The organism is Cryobacterium sp. TMT3-29-2, assembly GCF_004564305.1.
GTDB lineage: Bacteria > Actinomycetota > Actinomycetes > Actinomycetales > Microbacteriaceae > Cryobacterium > Cryobacterium sinapicolor.
The window spans coordinates 1-15,972 of the sequence record NZ_SOGK01000014.1; the positions used below are offsets into that span (position 1 = coordinate 1).

Genomic DNA, 15,972 nt, shown 5'->3' on the forward strand with positions numbered 1-15,972 from the left:
CCAGCTTCACGGCCTCGTCTTTGTACTCAGGGGTGAAGTCCCGACGTGATCTTGCCATAGTGAACATTCTCTCTTGTGAGGTGTCCACTCGACGGGGTCAGGGCCACCCCCACGCCCGCCGCCACGTCCGCCCCGCGCGCCCGCCCCGCGTGCCCCACGCCCTCCGCTGCGGCATCCGTTGCCCCGAAACCCGCCCCACACTCCGCCCCTGCTCGCCGCCGAGCCCCCGCTGTACACTTTTCGAGGGCGTCGCGCATGGGTGACGTCAAGCTCCGGGCCACGACTACGGCCCCGAGTCGACACAAAGGAAACACACCCCACATGACGACACTTCCCCGCCTGGTTGCCTTCGATCTCGATGACACGCTCGCCGCATCCAAGTCGCCGCTGGACCCGCGCATGGCGGAACTCATGGTCAGCCTGCTCGGCGTCGTCGACGTGTGCGTGATCTCCGGCGGGCAGATCTCCCAGTTCCACATGCAGCTGATCGACAACCTCGACACCGTGAGTGAGGACATCCTCTCGCGCCTGCACCTCATGCCCACCTGCGGCACCCAGTACTACCGGCACGCCGAGGGATCCTGGACTCAAATCTACGCCGAATACCTGACCGACGACGAGAAGACGGATGCCCTCGCCGCCGTCGAGGCTTCCGCGCGTTCGCTGGGTTATTGGGAGAGTGACACCTGGGGTCCGATCCTCGAAGACCGCGGCTCGCAGATCACCTTCTCCGCCCTCGGCCAGGCTGCTCCGGTGGCGGCCAAAGCAGCATGGGACCCGACGGGGGAGAAGAAGAACACCCTGCGCGAAGCCGTTCAGGTGCTGCTGCCCGAGCTCGAGGTGCGCTCGGGCGGGTCCACGTCGGTCGATATCACCCGCCGCGGCATCGACAAGGCCTACGGCATGCTCAAGCTTGCCGCCCTCACCGGTGTGCCCCTCGACGACATGCTGTTCGTCGGCGACCGTCTCGACGAGAACGGCAACGACTACCCGGTCAAGGCCCTCGGCGTCGAGTGCGTGGCCGTGGAGGGCTGGGAGGACACGGCCGCGTTCCTCGAAACGCTGATTCCCCAGCTGACGGATGCCGCCGCGCGCCCCTGAACGCGCCTGACCTCCCCGGCAGCGCTCCTGACTCCCCGCGCACACGAGCCCGGCGTGGAACTCTCATATCCCGTGAGGAACGACCGGGCTATGTTGTCGACACCGTTCTCGCGAGCGGTCACAGGAGGCAACCCGAATGCCGAACGGAACCAACGGCCTGCGCCACAAAACCCCCGACCCGGCGTATGAAGCGCCGACCAAACGTCACCCCTGGCGCATTGCCCTGGTTGTGTTCGTCACGGTTGCGCTGGTCACGATCGCAGCGGTCGGCATTTACGCGTTCACCTTGACCCGCGCCTTCGACAGTGGCACCGAGAAGATCTCGAACGCTTTCCCCGACGAGGCTACCCGCCCGCGGGCCGCACCGGGCACTACCGCACCGGGCGCTATAGCAACGGATGCTGCCGCAACGGATGCCCCGGCCCCCGTCGACCCGTCCGCGGCCCTGGACGCGGTGCCCGCCGGGCAGGCGCAGAATATCCTGCTGCTCGGATCGGACACCCGCGGCGCCACGGGGAAGGACCTCGCCGACATCCGTGGCGAGCGGTCGGACACCATGATGGTGGTGCACGTGCCGGCCGATCGCAAGAACCTCTTCGTCATGTCGATCCTGCGCGACAGCTGGGTCGAGGTTCCCGGGCACGGGCAGGCGAAGATCAACGCCGCGCTCTCCTGGGGCGGCGTGCCGCTGGCCGTGCAGACCGTGGAGAACCTGCTCGGCACTCGCATTGATCACGTGGCCGTGGTTGATTTCTCCGGGTTCGAACAGGTGACGGATGCCCTCGGCGGCGTCGACATCAACAACCCGATCGGTTTCGACTCCTATCACCTCAAGGGGCGCTTCTTCGATGAGGGTTTGCAACACCTGACCGGCGCGGAGGCCATCGCGTTCGCGCGGGAGCGGTATGCGTTCCAGGATGGCGACTTTCAGCGGGTGCGAAACCAGCAACTCATCATCAAGAGTCTGCTCTCGGCGATGATGCACAAGTCCGTGCTCGCCGATCCGGTGAGGACGTCGGGTCTGCTGGAGACGGTCACGCCTTTCCTCGCCGTGGATGAGGGCTTCGATTCCGCCTACCTGACCGCACTGGCCTGGGGGCTGCGCGAGGTGAGGGAGCCGCAGGTCACATTCTTCACGATGCCGACCGACGGAACGGGAACATCAGACGACGGCCAGTCGATCGTGAACGTGGACTGGGCAGGGCTCGCCGCCGTGAAGCAGGGGTTCCAGACCGACACCCTGAGCGCCTACCGGCCGGAACCCCAGACCCTCGGATAGCGCCGTCCCGGGCTCTTCATCGTTGGCCGGCTCCTTACTCTCGCCCAGCTCCGGTGCGAACTCAGGAGAAACCTGGCCACCGTCATCCGTTTCCCCTGCATTTCGGGGCTGTGCCGGGCATCCAGCCTAGATCTCCTGAATTAGCCCCGCACGAGGGCGGCGGCCAGTGCAGCAGCGTGCGTAACTCCTGCCATTTGCTGCTGCAGGGCCGGTTGTGAATTGGGCTCACCCGCCGGAGTTTGCGGGAGTCGTGCACGCCAGCGGGTGGCTGACTCGGGAAAGCCGGGCCGGCAGCCGGTCCAGTAGCCCGGCAGCCCGGCAGCCAGCCAGCCCGGCAGCCCGACGGGCGCCCCCGTCAGCGCGCGCGGCCGCCGCGCAGCAGAACCAGCCCGAGCGCAGCTCCGACAGCGGTGCCGACCGTGTTCGCGATCACGTCGGACACCGTGGCGAACCGGTCCGGATTGAAGATGAGCTGTCCGAGCTCGATCGTGCAGCTCGCCGCGAACCCGACCATCACGGCCAGCCACCACCCGCGCGCCCCGGTCATGATCGTGACGAACAGGCCGACCGGAACGAACAATGCGATGTTGGCGACGAATTCGACCAGGCGGTACCCCACCCAGGCCGGAGCGCCGTGAACCTGCAGCCAGTCGAGGACGGCCAGCAGGGAGTCGTGGGCGTCCCGGTCGACCGGGACCGGCCAGAACGCGATAAAGGCCAGTGCGATCAGATAGACCAGCATGAGCCAGGGCGCCGATCGACGAATCCGGGGGTGTGCGGCTCCGCCCGCCGCGGCAGGGCCCGATGATGCTTGCGGGGGAGTGCGGCTCGAGTCTGTCATGTCTCGCCCCCGGTACGTCACGGTCGGCAAACCGACGGCGCCGGGACCTGACCGCAACACTGTCGATCTATCCACCGTAGACGCGTCCGCGCGCGGGGGCTCGCAAATACGCTCTGAGCCGAAGGATGTCCACCGCCGACAGTTCCCATTCCGGTCGAGAGTGACCCGCGCACCGGGCCCTACGGCCCGGCCGACACCCGCTTCGGCAGAACGAACACGAGCAGCAGCGCCAGCACGCTGAACGCGGCGCTCACGCCCATGGCCGCGGTGGCGCTGTCGGTGAAGCCGGCGGCGACGGCCTCCGCGCCGGGGCCGGCCACGACCAGGGTGCCGAAGAAGACGCTGCCGATCACGGCGATGCCCACGGCGCTGCCGATCCGCTGCATGACGCCGACCACGCCGCTGGCCGCGCCTGCCTCGGAGCGGTCCACGGTCGCCACGATGAACTGGGCGTTCGGCGCGATGAAAAACCCGCTGCCGAGGCCTGCGATCAACAGCGGCGGCAGCAAAACCCAGTTGGTGATCTCAGGGCCGATCAGGAGCAGGGCGAGCCAGATCCAGAGCAGGCCTACGGTGACCAGGGATACGCCGATCACCAGAACGGTGCGGCCAAGTCGCTGCGCCAGCCGGTTGCTCTGCGAGGCGCCGATGATGGTGCCGATCGCGAACGGGATCGACACCAGCCCCGACTCGAGGGCGGTGTGCCCGAGCCCAGCCTGCCAGAGAATCGAAATGGTGAAGAAGATGCTGGTGAACGCCGCGAAATAGACCAGTGCGAGCACAATGCCGCCGGTGAACGCCGGATGCCGGAAGAGCTTCGGTGGCACCAGCGGGCTCTTGCCCCACCGGGTGTAGGCGACCTCCCAGAAGCCGAACGCCACGATCAAAAGTGCGCCCGCGGCGAGGGTCAGGTAGGTCCAGAGCGGCCAGCCCCGGTCTTCACCCTCGATTAGTGGAACGAGCAGCGCCACGAGCCCCGTGGAGATCAGCACCAGGCCCACCCAGTCGATGCCGCCGCTCGTGGTGCCCGGAGCGCGTTCGGAGCCGGCCGGGAGCAGGATCGCCGCCGCGACGAGGGCGACGATACCGATCGGCAGGTTGACCCAGAAGACCAGGCGCCATCCGTTCTCGTCGCCGAAGGCCTCGATGATCAGGCCGCCGACGATCGGGCCGAGCGCCGTGGAGACGCCGATGACCGTGCCCATGATCGCGAACGCCTTGCCGCGGGCGATGGGTGGAAACAGGAGCTGGATCACCGCGGTCACGGCCGGCACGAACATGCCGCCGGCGAGCCCCTGCACGACCCGCGCGATGATCAGCTGCAGGTCGTTCTGCGCGAGCCCGCAGGCGAGGCTGGCCAGGGTGAACAGTAGCAGACCGGTGAAGAAGACCCACTTGTGGCCGATGCGGTCGCCCAGCCGTCCGGCGGGGATCAGCGCTATCCCGAAGGCGAGCGCGTAGCCGGAGATGATCCAGGAGAGCGTGGCCTCCGAGGCGTCCAGGCTGGTACGGATGGTCGGAAGCGCCACGTTCACGATCGTGGTGTCGAGCAGCGCCATGAACATGCCGGCCAGCAGCACGATCAGGGCCTGCCAGGCGTGCCGCGGGATGGCGGCGGGTGCGGGGGCGTCCGGGCTGGAATCGGTCATGACAAGATCCTCTCGCGCTTCCGGCCCCGCCAGGCTGGCCGTGCCAACTACAAAACCCCCACGCCGAAGAGTGAGGGTTTTGTGAATCTGTCGGGGTAACAGGATTTGAACCTGCGACCTCGTCGTCCCGAACGACGCGCGCTACCAAGCTGCGCCATACCCCGATGGCCCGTAAGCCTTGTCAAGTATAACCCCCCGGATGCGCTACCTCGACCATCCGGCGCCGAGCCATCCGAGACCTACGCCGCCGTCAGCGTCAGCAGAGTCGCCTCCGGCGCGCAGGCGAACCGCACCGGCGCGTAGATCGACGTGCCGAGCCCCGCGGACACGTTCAGATAGGACGTGTGCAGGCCGGAGTCCCAGAGGCTGAGCCCCTTCACCTGCTTGCGCGGGATGTCGCAGTTGGTGACGAGGGCGCCGTACCGGGGCACGCACACCTGCCCGCCGTGCGTGTGCCCGGCCAGGATCAGCTGGGCGCCGTGGTTGACGAAGGAGTTCAGCACGCGTTGGTAGGGAGCGTGGGCGACACCCACGGTGAGCGTCGATCGCGGCGGGGAAGCCACTTCCGGGTCAGGCCAGTGCTCCTCCGACAGCGGGTCGCTCGCGCGCAGGTCGTCGATGGCCCGGGTGATCAAGTCGAGGCGGTCAAACCCGACGTGCGGGTCGTCCACTCCGAACAGTTCCAGGTGGGTGCCGTTGATGTCGAGTGCGGCGGCCGCATTGTCGAGGTCGAGCCAGCCGAGGTCGGCGAACACGCGGTGCAGGTGGTCGATGTCGAGCTTCTCGTGCAGTGCCGTGCGCAGCAGCGACGGGGCGCCGAAATACGCCAGCGGATTCTTCAGCATCGGACCGTAGTAGTCATTGGATCCGTTGACGAAGATTCCCGGGATACCGCGGAAGGGCTCCAGGGCGTACTCGATTCCGGAGATGCCGTCGGCGTGGCCGAGGTTGTCGCCGGTGTTCACGACGAGGTCAGGCTCGAGATCGGCCAGGCCGCGCACCCACTCCTGCTTGTCCCGCTGCCACGGGGCCATGTGCAGGTCGGAGAGGTGCAGTACCTTGATCGGGGCGGATCCCGGCGCGAGCACCGGAACGGCAACCTCGCGGAGGGTGAACATGCGGCGCTCCACGAGGGAGCCCCAGGCGAACGCGGCGACGCCGGCAGCGGCTACCGCCCCGACGCTAACGGCCAGGGCGGAGCCCGCGACGCTGGCGCGGGTCATCCGTTGCCCCCGCCGTTGCCGTTGCCGTTATTGTTCGGTTGGGCGCCCGGTGCGACGCCGGCGGCGAGCTTGCCGACCACGATCGTGACGGCGCTGCCCGCGGCGGCGCCGCTGCCGGCGGTCGGCGTCATCGCGAGCACCGTGCCGACCTGCTTCGGATCGGTGACGTCCTGCTCCTGCTTGGCGACGCTGAAGCCCTGCAGTGTGGAATTGGCTTCGGCTTCGGTCTTGCCCACGACGTCGGGCACGATCTTGAGGGCGCCGTTGCTGGAGTAGACGGTCACGGTCGAGCCGCGGCTGGCGCTGGAGCCGCCGGCCGGGTCGGTGCGCGCCACGGTACCGGTGGGCATCTCGGAGTCGGTCGCGCCGCCGTCGACCACGTCGAAGCCGGCCCCGGTCAGGGTGGAGGTGGCCTCGCTCATCGACTTGCCGCGCAGGTCGGGGACCTGAATCTGAACGGTCTGAAGAACCTTGTTGGATGCCTCGGCGAAGGCGTCTCCGCCGTACTTCGCGTTCGCGACACTCATCACCTCCGGCCACATGCGGTGACGAGCAGTGGCGGCCGTGCCGCCCGCCCAATCGTCCACCAGCCGCTGGTTGATGTCCCCGGTGACGCTGACGACGCCGACCACGGTGGCGACCTTGCTACTCGCGCCGCTCATCCAGGTGTCCTTATTGCCGTCGGTGGTTCCGGTCTTGCCGATCATCGGCACTTTCGGGGACGTTGCGGCATTTGACGCGCGTGCGGTTCCCTCGGTCATGACCTTCTGCATGGCGTAGGTCATGCCGGCGTCGACCTCCGGGGTGACCGCCTGGGTGCACTTTGTCTTCGGTGGAGTCATATCGGTGCCGTCGCCGCCGACGATCCGGTCGATCACGATCGGGCTGCAGCTGAGGCCGTTGTTGGCGATTCCGGCGAAGGCGATGGCCATGCTCAGCGGGGCGACCTCGTTGGTCCCGAGCACAGCCGACGGCCCCTGGTCCAGCGGCTCAAGGTCGGCGCGGCCCACACCGAAGGCTTCGGCCGTCTTGGCGATGCCGCATTGATCCAGCTTCTTCGCCATCCCGATGAATCCGGTGTTGATCGAGGTGATCGTCGACTGCAGCGCGCTGTAGTTGCTGCCGGACTCGTTCGCGTCGTTTTTGGGGGCGAAGGCGTAGCTCTGGTTGCCCTCACAGCTGTTCTTGAAGACGCCCCAGTTGCTCTTGACGCGGGAGTCGACCCGCTCGTTGAGCGTGTGCCCCTGGGTCAGCCACTCGGCCAGGGTGAAGACCTTGTAGGTCGAGCCGGGCTGGAACCCCAGCGAGCCACCCTCGTTGTAGTTGGTGTTGTAGTTGATTCCGGTGTAATCCGCGTTGTTCTCGGTGACCGCCGGATCCTGGCTGTAATCCTTGTTCTGGGTCATGGCCAACACCCGGCCGGTGCCCACCTCGACGCTGGTGATCACGCCACCCACGTCCCAATCCCCATACTGCTTCGGCACGTGCTTCTTCATGGTGCCCTCGGCGGCGATCTGCAGGTCGATATCGAGCGTGGTGTAGATCTCGTAGCCACCGCGCCGGAAGTTGGCCATGCGGGTGACTGCGTCCTCGCCGAAGGTCGGGTCGTTCTGGAGGGTGTTGACGACCAGGTCGCAGAAGTATGCGCTGCCGCCGGCCGTGGCGCAGCCGGTGCTCGGCTCCGTGATGGTCGGTTCGATCACGGTGGCTATGGCGGCGTCATAGTCTTCCTGGGTGATCTTCTGGTACTTGAGCATCTCGCCCAGGATGTAGTCGCGGCGCTCCTTGTTGGCGGCATACCCGTTGGCGACGCCGTTGGTTTCGCTCTCCGGGTTGTCGAGCTGGAACTTGACCGGGTTGTTCACGATCGCGACCAGGCTTGCTGCCTGTGCCAGAGTCAGGCCCGCGGCGCTGGTGTTGTAGTAGTAGTTGGCGGCCGACTCGATGCCGTAGACCGTGCCGCCGAAGCCGGTAATGTTCAGGTATTGGCGAAGGATGTCATCTTTCGCGTACTGCTTCTCCACGCCGATGGCGAGGCGCATCTCCTTGAGCTTGCGGTCGGGAGTGGTTTCCGTGGCGAGGTCGTAGCAGCTCATGCGCTTCTCTTCGTCGGCCAGGGCCTCGCACTTCTGCACCTGCACGTTCTTGACGTACTGCTGGGTGATCGAGGATCCACCGCGCGCGTCGCCGGTGGCCACGGTGCTCACGACACCCTTGACGGTTCCCTCGAGGTCGATGCCGCCGTGCTCGTAGAAACGGGGGTCCTCGCCGGCGATCGCGGCATCCTTGACGAACGGGCTGATCGCATCCCACTCGACTTCGACGCGGTTCTGGTCATAGAACGAGGCCAAGAGCATGGTGCTGCCGTCACTGTTGGTGGCGTAGATGTTGCTCTTCTGCGCCAGCTGGTCGATCGCAAGGTAGTCGGGCAGGCTCTCGAACATGTTGATCGTGTTCGTGGCCGTCATGCCGGAGAGGGCCAAAGCGGGAGTTACAGCAGCGGCGACGAGGATGCCGGCGACGGCGCTCATCCCAACGAAACCCAGGAGCCCGCCGAGCGCTCCACTAACCGTACGATTTTTGGCAGACATACACTTGAGACTAATTGACAAATCTGAATAACCGCCTGAATCGGAGCCATATGCCTGCCTGGGAGTACCTCACGACGCCGCTGATGATTCACAACACAGCTGCCATTCTGAACAATTGGGGCTCGGAGGGATGGGAACTCGTGCAGGTCGTTCCCGGACCGGAGGGTGGGCTCGTCGCCTACCTCAAGCGTCCCGTCGCCACCGAAAGAGCCTGAGCCGTGTCGCAGATCGACGCCCGTCTGGCTGAACTCGGCATCGAGCTGCCGAGCGTCGTGCCGCCCGTGGCGACGTACGTGCCGGCCGTCGTGTCCGGCTCGCTGGTGTTCACCAGCGGCCAGCTGCCGATGGTCTCGGGGGCCCTGCCGGCCACCGGCAAGGTCGGCGACGGACACGGCCTCGTGCCGGCCGCCGACGCCCACGACTACGCCCGGCAGTGCGCGCTCAATGCGCTCGCCGCCATCCAGGCCGTGATCGGGTCCCTCGACCGCGTCACGCAGGTCGTCAAGGTCACCGGTTTCGTCGCATCCGACCCGTCGTTCACCGGCCAGCCCGGTGTCGTCAACGGTGCCTCACAGGTGCTCGGTGAGATCTTCGGGGACCGGGGCGTGCACGCCCGCTCGGCCGTCGGCGTCGCCGTTCTGCCGCTGGATTCCCCGGTCGAGCTGGAGCTCATCGTCTCCTTCGCCTGACGCTGATCGCCTGACGCTGATCGCCTGACACTGACCGCCTGACGCTGATCGCCTGACGCTGATCGCCTGACACTGACCGCCTGATCGCCTGACGCGTTGCCGCGCCTGATCTCCTGACGCGCGAACGAATTCGACGGAGATTTTCACTCAAACGGGCCCAAACGGATGTTGTGGGCCGGTTTTTGCGAAAATCTCCGTCGAGTTGGTGAGGAGAGGGCTACTTCAGGGTGGAGACGATCGCCGTCATCACCGAGGTGTCGGCCAGGGTGGTGGTGTCGCCGACCTCGCGGCCCTCCGCGACATCCTGCAGCAGACGCCGGATGATCTTGCCCGAGCGCGTCTTCGGCAGCTCGCTCACGATGTAGATCTGCCGGGGCCGGGCGATGGCACCGATCTGCTGGGACACGTGCGCCCGCAGCACGGTCTGGATGTCCTCGTGCGAGGACTCCTCCAGGTGGCTGTACTTGATGATGACGAACGCCACCACGGCCTGGCCGGTCATGTCGTCGTGCGCCCCGACGACGGCCGCCTCGGCGGTCATCGGGTGCGCCACGAGCGACGACTCGATCTCGGCCGTCGACAGGCGGTGTCCTGACACGTTCATCACGTCGTCGACCCGGCCGAGCAGCCAGATCTCGCCGTCACGGTCGAGGCGGGCGCCATCGCCGGCGAAGTAGCGCGGGTTCTCCGAACCGAACTTCTCCCAGTACGTCTCCTTGAAGCGCTCCGGGTCACCCCAGATGCCGCGCAGCATCGACGGCCACGGTTCGGTCACTACGAGGAGGCCACCGTTGTCGCGGCCCACGTGGTTGCCCTCGTCGTCGAGCACGTCGATCACGACGCCGGGGATCGGGCTCTGCGCCGACCCGGGCTTGGTTGTGGTCACACCGGGCAGGGCGGAGATCATGATCGCCCCGGTCTCGGTCTGCCACCAGGTGTCGACCACGGGCGCGACGTTGCCGCCGATGACCTCGCGGTACCACATCCACGCCTCCGGGTTGATGGGCTCGCCCACCGAACCGAGCAGGCGCAGGCTGGTCAGGTCGAAGCCCTGCGGAATCTGGCGTCCCAGCTTCATGAAGGTACGGATGGCCGTGGGCGCCGTGTACAGGATGCTCACCTTGTACTTCTCGACGATTTCCCACCACCGGCCGGGGTGCGGGGAATCCGGGGTGCCCTCGAAGAGCACCTGGGTGGCGCCGTTGGCGAGCGGGCCGTAGACCACGTAGCTGTGGCCGGTGATCCAGCCGACGTCGGCGGTGCACCAGTAGACATCCGTCTCGGGGTGCAGGTCGAACACGTTCTTGTGGGTGAAGGCCGCCTGGGTGAGGTAGCCGCCGGTGGTGTGCAGGATGCCCTTGGGCTTGCCGGTGGTGCCGGACGTGTAGAGGATGAACAGCGGGTTCTCGGCCGGGAAGCCCAGCGCCTCGTGCTCGGCTTCGACCGACGCGAGCTCGTCATGCCACCACAGGTCGCGGTCGAACCACTCCACGAAACCCTCGGTGCGCTTGACCACGAGCACGTTGCGCACGGTCGTCTCGCCGCTCTCCAGGGCCGCGTCGACGGCCGGCTTCAACGCGGAGGCCTTGCCCTTGCGGTAGCCGCCGTCGGCGGTGATCACGAGCACGGCGCTGGCGTCGTCGATGCGCGACCGGAGGCTCTCGGCGCTGAATCCGCCGAAGATGACCGAGTGCACGGCGCCGATGCGGGCCACGGCGAGCATCGAGATGACCGCTTCCGGGATCATCGGCAGGTAGATCGCGACCCGGTCTCCGGCGTTGACGCCGAGCTTTATCAGCACATTCGCAGCACGCTTCACTTCGGCAGTGAGTTCGGCATACGTGATGTCGCGGGAGTCGCCGGGCTCGCCCTCGAAGTGCAGCGCGACGCGGTCGCCGTTGCCGGCGAGCACGTGCCGGTCGAGGCAGTTCCAGGCCACGTTGAGTTCGCCGTCTTCGAACCATTTCGCGAACGGCGGGTTCGTCCAGTCCAGCGTTTTGGTGAACGGCTTGTGCCAGTGCAGCAGCTCGCGAGCCTGATCAGCCCAGAATTTCAGGCGGTCGTCCGCGGCATCCTGATAGATCTGTGGCTTGGCGATGGACTGTGCGGCAAACTCCGGCGTCGGCGGGAATCTGCGGGATTCGTGGAGAAGGTTATCGATCTTGACGCTCATACGTATGTCGCTCCTTTGCGATCGCTGCGTGTATCGGGCGCGTTAACCCAGCCCCCTCTTGAACCCTACAGGGCGGCATGCGCCGCTCAGGTTGCGCGAAATTGCGGCGCGTTCACACCCCCAATTGTGGTCTCATCAGGCCCGACGGTTCTGTGTCCTCATTTATGAGGACATAGGGGACTTGCGCATCTGTAATTCCCCTTGTAGATTGACTCTCGTCCGAACGAAAGTTTTGACCTGCGGTGTGTTTGGTTCCCCCCAATCAGCGCACTGCCGAGGCGGCACCTGTTCCCCCCAATAGGTGCCGCCCCCCTTTTTTTAACCGGTGGTTCGTCCCGGTGGTTCGCCCGGCGGTCGTTGGGTGTTGTGCCTCTCCTCCCCAGCCGAGCGGTGGCCCGGACTCCGTTCGGCTCTCGCGCGCCGCGGTTTCCGCCCACACCACCGGTCTAACGTCGGCGCATGCCCGAGCCGTTCGTCGCCGTCCCCTCCTATCGCGCGCCTGCGTCCACCTATCGCGCGTCTGCGTCCACCCGAACGGATGCCCCTCCGCCGGGCGTCCTCCCGCCGGGTGCCCTCCCGCCCGGCGTCCTCCCGCCGGGTGCCCCGCCGGCCCGGCCTCTCGACGTGTCCGGGCTGGGCCCGCTCGCCGCGTTCGCCGCCGACGGCGAGGTCACCGACCTGTTCGTCAACGGGGCCGCCGGGCTGTGGGTGGATGCCGGCCGTGGTCTGCTGCCCGAGCAGGGGTGGAGTTGCCCCGAACCGGCCGTGCGGGAGCTGGCGGTGCGCCTGATCGCCCTCGGCGGGCGCCACATCGACGAGGCCAGTCCCTGCGTCGATGTGCGACTGTCCGACGGCATCCGGGTGCATGCGGTGCTGCCGCCGGCGTCGAGCACGGGCACGCTGCTGTCCATCCGGCTGCCTCGCGCCGAGCGACTGAGCCTCGCCGCGCTCGACGCCGCGGGTCTGTTCGGGGTGGGGGAGGCATCCGTCGCCGTCGCCGACCGACTGCGCGCGGCCGTGCACCGGCGTGAGAACCTGCTCATCACCGGCGCCGCCGGCAGCGGCAAGACCACCCTTCTCGCGGCGCTGCTGGGCGAAGCGCCGCCGGGCGAGCGCATCGTGGCCATCGAGGACGTCGCCGAACTGCGCATCGACCACCCCCACGTCGTGGCGCTCGAGGCTCGGCAACCCAACCTCGAGGGTGCCGGCCGGATCGGCCTGGAGAGCCTGCTGCGCGAGGCGCTACGGATGCGCCCCGACCGGCTCGTGCTCGGCGAATGCCGGGGGGCCGAGATCCGGGAGCTGCTGTCCGCCCTCAACACCGGCCACGACGGCGGTGCCGGTACCCTGCACGCGAACTCCCTGCAGGACGTTCCTGCCCGGCTCGAGGCCCTCGGCGCCCTCGCCGGCCTGAGCCCGGAAGCCGTGGCCCGACAGGCGGTCAGCGCGATCGGGCTGGTGCTGCACCTCGAGCGCCGCGACGGCCGCCGCCGGCTCGCCCCGCTCGGCCGGTTCGCGCTGGACGCCCGGGACCGGCTGCTGGTGGTACCCGCGGCCCCGGAGGACTCGGGGCGGGAAGACTCCGGCGCGGGGAACTCGTCCCCGGAAGACTCCGGCGCGCCGGTCCGCGCCCGTGGGCGGCGGGCCGCAGCGCCCGCCGAGACCGGAGAGCCCGGAGGTCCGGGTTGAGACGCGGCAGATGGCTCGGCGTGAGGCGGGGGCGGGGGCACGGTCCGGCCAGTCCGGCGATCGAGGAGGTGGCGCAGGTGACGCAGCGCATCGCTGTTCTTCTCGCCGCCGGCGTCTCCCCGGCGTCCGCGTGGGCCTACCTCGAACCCGGTGACCCGTACCCCGGCGGCGAGGAGTCGCGACCACCGACGTCGGGGTTGGCGTTCGCGTCGAATCTCCTGTCGAATCTCGCGTCGAATCGCGCGTCGAAGTCGAAGTCGAAGTCGAAGTCGTGGTCAACCCCGCCGCCTCAGCCCTCCCCGGCGTCGCGGATCATCCGGGCAGCGGCCGACGCCGGCCGCCGCGGCGACAACATCGCCGACGCCGTGGCTGTCGAGGCGCGCGCGCTCGGCGGCCAGATCGGCGCGGCCTGGCTGGGCCTCGCCGCAGCCTGGCAGGTGGCGACGCAGGCCGGGGCGCCGCTGGCCGGCTGTCTGCGGCAACTGGCGTCCTCCTTCCGGCAACTCGGCGAGCTACACGCCGACCTTGCCGTGGCGCTCGCCGGGCCGAGTGCCACGGCACGGATGGTCGCGTTCCTGCCGGTGGTCGGGGTGCTGTTCGGCAGCCTGCTGGGTTTCAACACGCTGCAGACGCTGTTCCTCACCGCGCCCGGCTGGGCCTGCCTGGCCGTCGGCACCGCCCTGATGCTCGCGGCGGACCAGTGGAACCGGCGGCTCGTGCACTCCGCCCGGGCGCGGGATCCGACCCCCGGGCTCGAACTGGACCTCACCGCCATCGCCATGACCGGCGGCGGCTCGGTCGACCGCGCCCGGGCCCTGGTCGATACGGCGGCTCAGCGGTTCGCCCTGCACCGAGCGGACTCGGCGGCCACCATCGACCGGGTGCTCGCGCTGTCGGTGCGGGCCGGCGTTCCCGCCGCGGAGCTGTTGCGCAGTGAGGCCGACCAGCTGCGCCGGCAGGCCCGGAGCGACGGCCAGCACCGGGCCGCCACCCTCGCGGTCACGCTGATGATCCCGCTCGGGGTGTGCGTGCTGCCGGCGTTCATGCTGATCGGAGTCCTGCCTCTGCTGATGACCGTCCTCTCGTCCACAGTGCTCGTTTTCTGAAGTTGTGCGCCGGTGCGCCGGGCCCCGGTGATCCGGCCCTCGCCCGCGCCAGTCTGAGACCACTCGTGCCGCCCACACACCGCGTCGCTCGACGCCAGAAGGAGACGAACGAATGCCCGCTATCGAACCGACCACCGATTCCGCCCCGGAACCGACCACCCACCCGATCGCCGATTCTGCCGCCGACCCGATCGCCCAACCGGCCCACTCTCCCGGGTTCGGCCACGACTTCCTGCACGGGGCGGTGCCGGCACCCCGGCTGCCTCGTCCCGGCCGGTTCAGGCTCCCGTGCGGCCTGCGGGCCGAGACGGGCGCGGCCACCGCCGAATACGCCGTCGCCACCATGGCCGCTGTCGGATTCGCCGGCCTGCTGATCGTCATCCTGCGCGGCGACGAGGTGCGCGGCATCCTCACCGAGCTGGTGCGCAGTGCGCTCTCCGTGGGGTAGCCGTCGGCCTGACCCCGGCCCCGGCCCCGGCCCTGACCCTGACCCGGGCCACTGCGACCGCGGCAGCGTCACCGCCGAGTTCGCGACGGTCGTTCCCGCCGTGCTGCTGGTACTCGCCATCTGCCTGGGTGCCCTGCAGGTGGTCGGCCAGCAGGTGCGCCTCACGGATGCCGCGGCCGACGCCGCCCGGTCCCTCGCCCGCGGCGACAGCGTCGGCCGGGCCGCGGGGCTGGTGCAGCAGGCGGTGCAGGGGGCCTCGATGACCCCCGAGCGCCGAGGCGAGTTCGTCTGCGTGAACCTGAGCGCACCGAGCTCGTTCGCCGCGTTCGCGGCCTTCGGCCTCACGCTCCGGGCCGGGTCCTGCGCGCTGGGCGGCGGCCTGTGAGGCCCCGGCGCGCGTCAACACCCGAGCGCGGCTCGGGCACGGTGCTCATGCTCGGCGTGCTGGGTGCGGTCGTGCTCCTGACGGCGGTGCTGCTGCCGCTGTTCGCCGCCCTGGTGGTCGGCCAGATGGTGCAGGGGGCAGCGGATGCCGCTGCGCTCGCCGCCGCCGACACCGCCTCGGGCGCCGTGGCCGGGGTGCCGTGCGCGGCAGCGGCCGAGGCCGCAAAGTTGAACGGGGCATCCGTCACCGTCTGCACGGTGGAGGGGCTGATCTCGTCCGTGACGGCGATGCGCGGCTACCTCGGGTTCGAACTGGTCGCCCAGGCGCGGGCGGGGCCGCCCGACTCGCCCGGCGGCCCCGCCGGCTGACCACGTTTCAGCCGGGCGGGGAGACTGACAGCACCGACGGGAGGTCTCGTCGGGAAGGTGGGGAGAGGCGGCTCAGCCGAAGAGGGCCTCAACATACCGGTAGTCGACGGCAGTGGGCCGCTCCGGGGATTCGGTAGAGTCGAATTCGAGGCCGGAGCCGCGCAGGTAAAGGTAGCGCTTGTTGCCGTCGGCGGGGATCTCGAGTCGCGGCCGCGGATCGCCGGATTCCAGGAATTCTGTGGTGACTGTCTTGCCTTGAAGGGGGCCGTCCGTGAGCTTCGCGGTGTACGTGCCCGTCGCTGAATTAGCCATGCTCCAATTGTCTCCACCAGCGCAGGCGTGGCAACCCCCCATGGACCCGCCCGGCGCGCTCGATTAGGCAGGCACCATATTGCAGTGTGTATGGTGTGCCATGGCCCACTTGGACCCG

At 68.4% G+C, this 15,972-nt stretch carries 15 protein-coding genes and 1 tRNA gene; 9 read left to right on the forward strand and 7 right to left on the reverse strand.

The window, feature by feature from the left end:
* The first annotated feature begins 321 nt into the window (after positions 1-321).
* Together E3O67_RS02000 and E3O67_RS02005 are read left to right on the forward strand one after the other, a co-directional pair.
* Positions 322-1,101 (forward strand): HAD-IIB family hydrolase, encoded by a 780-nt coding sequence (locus E3O67_RS02000; protein WP_134429540.1) that lies wholly within the window; start codon positions 322-324, stop codon positions 1,099-1,101.
* A gap of 136 nt (positions 1,102-1,237) precedes the next feature.
* Positions 1,238-2,380, forward strand: a complete 1,143-nt coding sequence (locus tag E3O67_RS02005; protein ID WP_135101674.1) for an LCP family protein — start codon at positions 1,238-1,240, stop codon at positions 2,378-2,380.
* A 355-nt stretch (positions 2,381-2,735) separates the two neighbouring features.
* Here E3O67_RS02005 and E3O67_RS02010 read toward each other — a convergent pair whose 3' ends face one another.
* The 5 genes from E3O67_RS02010 to E3O67_RS02030 all read right to left on the reverse strand — a co-directional run bounded on the left by E3O67_RS02010 (position 2,736) and on the right by E3O67_RS02030 (position 8,684).
* A complete protein-coding gene (locus E3O67_RS02010) occupies positions 2,736-3,122 on the reverse strand; it encodes a VanZ family protein (RefSeq protein ID WP_167726421.1) in 387 nt (128 codons plus the stop codon).
* 278 nt (positions 3,123-3,400) lie between these two features.
* On the reverse strand, positions 3,401-4,870 hold the full coding sequence (locus E3O67_RS02015; protein WP_134429534.1) for a DHA2 family efflux MFS transporter permease subunit: 1,470 nt from the start codon (positions 4,868-4,870) through the stop codon (positions 3,401-3,403).
* A gap of 90 nt (positions 4,871-4,960) precedes the next feature.
* Positions 4,961-5,034 (reverse strand) — tRNA-Pro (locus E3O67_RS02020).
* A gap of 75 nt (positions 5,035-5,109) precedes the next feature.
* Positions 5,110-6,093, reverse strand: a complete 984-nt coding sequence (locus tag E3O67_RS02025; protein WP_135101678.1) for a metallophosphoesterase — start codon at positions 6,091-6,093, stop codon at positions 5,110-5,112.
* Complete coding sequence (locus E3O67_RS02030; RefSeq protein ID WP_135101680.1) at positions 6,090-8,684, reverse strand: transglycosylase domain-containing protein; 2,595 nt, start codon at positions 8,682-8,684, stop codon at positions 6,090-6,092. Before E3O67_RS02030 ends, E3O67_RS02025 begins: the two co-directional genes overlap by 4 nt.
* 50 nt (positions 8,685-8,734) lie before the next feature.
* On the opposite strand from E3O67_RS02030, the gene E3O67_RS02035 reads away from it, so the two are divergent.
* Positions 8,735-8,899: a DUF4177 domain-containing protein gene (locus E3O67_RS02035; RefSeq protein ID WP_134429529.1), complete on the forward strand. Its 165-nt coding sequence runs from the start codon at positions 8,735-8,737 to the stop codon at positions 8,897-8,899.
* A gap of 3 nt (positions 8,900-8,902) precedes the next feature.
* Complete coding sequence (locus tag E3O67_RS02040; RefSeq protein ID WP_134429527.1) at positions 8,903-9,373, forward strand: RidA family protein; 471 nt, start codon at positions 8,903-8,905, stop codon at positions 9,371-9,373.
* 217 nt (positions 9,374-9,590) lie between these two features.
* Here the strand turns inward: E3O67_RS02040 and acs are convergent, their stop codons facing one another.
* Positions 9,591-11,546 carry an acetate--CoA ligase gene (gene acs, locus E3O67_RS02045; protein WP_134429525.1) on the reverse strand — a complete coding sequence of 652 codons (1,956 nt, stop codon included), beginning with the start codon at positions 11,544-11,546 and terminating at the stop codon, positions 9,591-9,593.
* 459 nt (positions 11,547-12,005) lie between these two features.
* On the opposite strand from acs, the gene E3O67_RS02050 reads away from it, so the two are divergent.
* The 5 genes from E3O67_RS02050 (at position 12,006) to E3O67_RS02070 (ending at position 15,542) form a co-directional block, all read left to right on the forward strand.
* Positions 12,006-13,235: a TadA family conjugal transfer-associated ATPase gene (locus tag E3O67_RS02050; protein ID WP_135101682.1), complete on the forward strand. Its 1,230-nt coding sequence runs from the start codon at positions 12,006-12,008 to the stop codon at positions 13,233-13,235.
* A gap of 77 nt (positions 13,236-13,312) precedes the next feature.
* Positions 13,313-14,341 carry a type II secretion system F family protein gene (locus E3O67_RS02055; RefSeq protein ID WP_135101684.1) on the forward strand — a complete coding sequence of 343 codons (1,029 nt, stop codon included), beginning with the start codon at positions 13,313-13,315 and terminating at the stop codon, positions 14,339-14,341.
* Between the two features lie 259 nt (positions 14,342-14,600).
* On the forward strand, positions 14,601-14,789 hold the full coding sequence (locus E3O67_RS02060; protein WP_370259878.1) for a DUF4244 domain-containing protein: 189 nt from the start codon (positions 14,601-14,603) through the stop codon (positions 14,787-14,789).
* Positions 14,770-15,174, forward strand: coding sequence for a TadE family type IV pilus minor pilin (locus tag E3O67_RS02065; protein ID WP_135101686.1), 405 nt, complete (start codon positions 14,770-14,772; stop codon positions 15,172-15,174). The genes E3O67_RS02060 and E3O67_RS02065 overlap by 20 nt, the downstream gene beginning before the upstream one ends.
* Positions 15,171-15,542, forward strand: a complete 372-nt coding sequence (locus E3O67_RS02070; protein WP_241981931.1) for an Rv3654c family TadE-like protein — start codon at positions 15,171-15,173, stop codon at positions 15,540-15,542. Before E3O67_RS02065 ends, E3O67_RS02070 begins: the two co-directional genes overlap by 4 nt.
* Positions 15,543-15,614: 72 nt before the next feature.
* Here the strand turns inward: E3O67_RS02070 and E3O67_RS02075 are convergent, their stop codons facing one another.
* Complete coding sequence (locus E3O67_RS02075; RefSeq protein ID WP_134429517.1) at positions 15,615-15,854, reverse strand: hypothetical protein; 240 nt, start codon at positions 15,852-15,854, stop codon at positions 15,615-15,617.
* Positions 15,855-15,972: the final 118 nt, after the last annotated feature.

What these genes read in the sequence shown, in the direction of transcription:
- E3O67_RS02035 (WP_134429529.1), top strand. Translation starts at nt 8,735, where the DNA reads ATGCCTGCCTGGGAGTACCTCACGACGCCGCTGATGATTCACAACACA.
- E3O67_RS02050 (WP_135101682.1), top strand. Translation starts at nt 12,006, where the DNA reads ATGCCCGAGCCGTTCGTCGCCGTCCCCTCCTATCGCGCGCCTGCGTCC.
- E3O67_RS02025 (WP_135101678.1), bottom strand. Translation starts at nt 6,093, where the DNA reads ATGACCCGCGCCAGCGTCGCGGGCTCCGCCCTGGCCGTTAGCGTCGGG.
- E3O67_RS02030 (WP_135101680.1), bottom strand. Translation starts at nt 8,684, where the DNA reads ATGTCTGCCAAAAATCGTACGGTTAGTGGAGCGCTCGGCGGGCTCCTG.
- E3O67_RS02010 (WP_167726421.1), bottom strand. Translation starts at nt 3,122, where the DNA reads ATGCTGGTCTATCTGATCGCACTGGCCTTTATCGCGTTCTGGCCGGTC.
- E3O67_RS02005 (WP_135101674.1), top strand. Translation starts at nt 1,238, where the DNA reads ATGCCGAACGGAACCAACGGCCTGCGCCACAAAACCCCCGACCCGGCG.
- E3O67_RS02000 (WP_134429540.1), top strand. Translation starts at nt 322, where the DNA reads ATGACGACACTTCCCCGCCTGGTTGCCTTCGATCTCGATGACACGCTC.
- acs (WP_134429525.1), bottom strand. Translation starts at nt 11,546, where the DNA reads ATGAGCGTCAAGATCGATAACCTTCTCCACGAATCCCGCAGATTCCCG.
- E3O67_RS02075 (WP_134429517.1), bottom strand. Translation starts at nt 15,854, where the DNA reads ATGGCTAATTCAGCGACGGGCACGTACACCGCGAAGCTCACGGACGGC.
- E3O67_RS02015 (WP_134429534.1), bottom strand. Translation starts at nt 4,870, where the DNA reads ATGACCGATTCCAGCCCGGACGCCCCCGCACCCGCCGCCATCCCGCGG.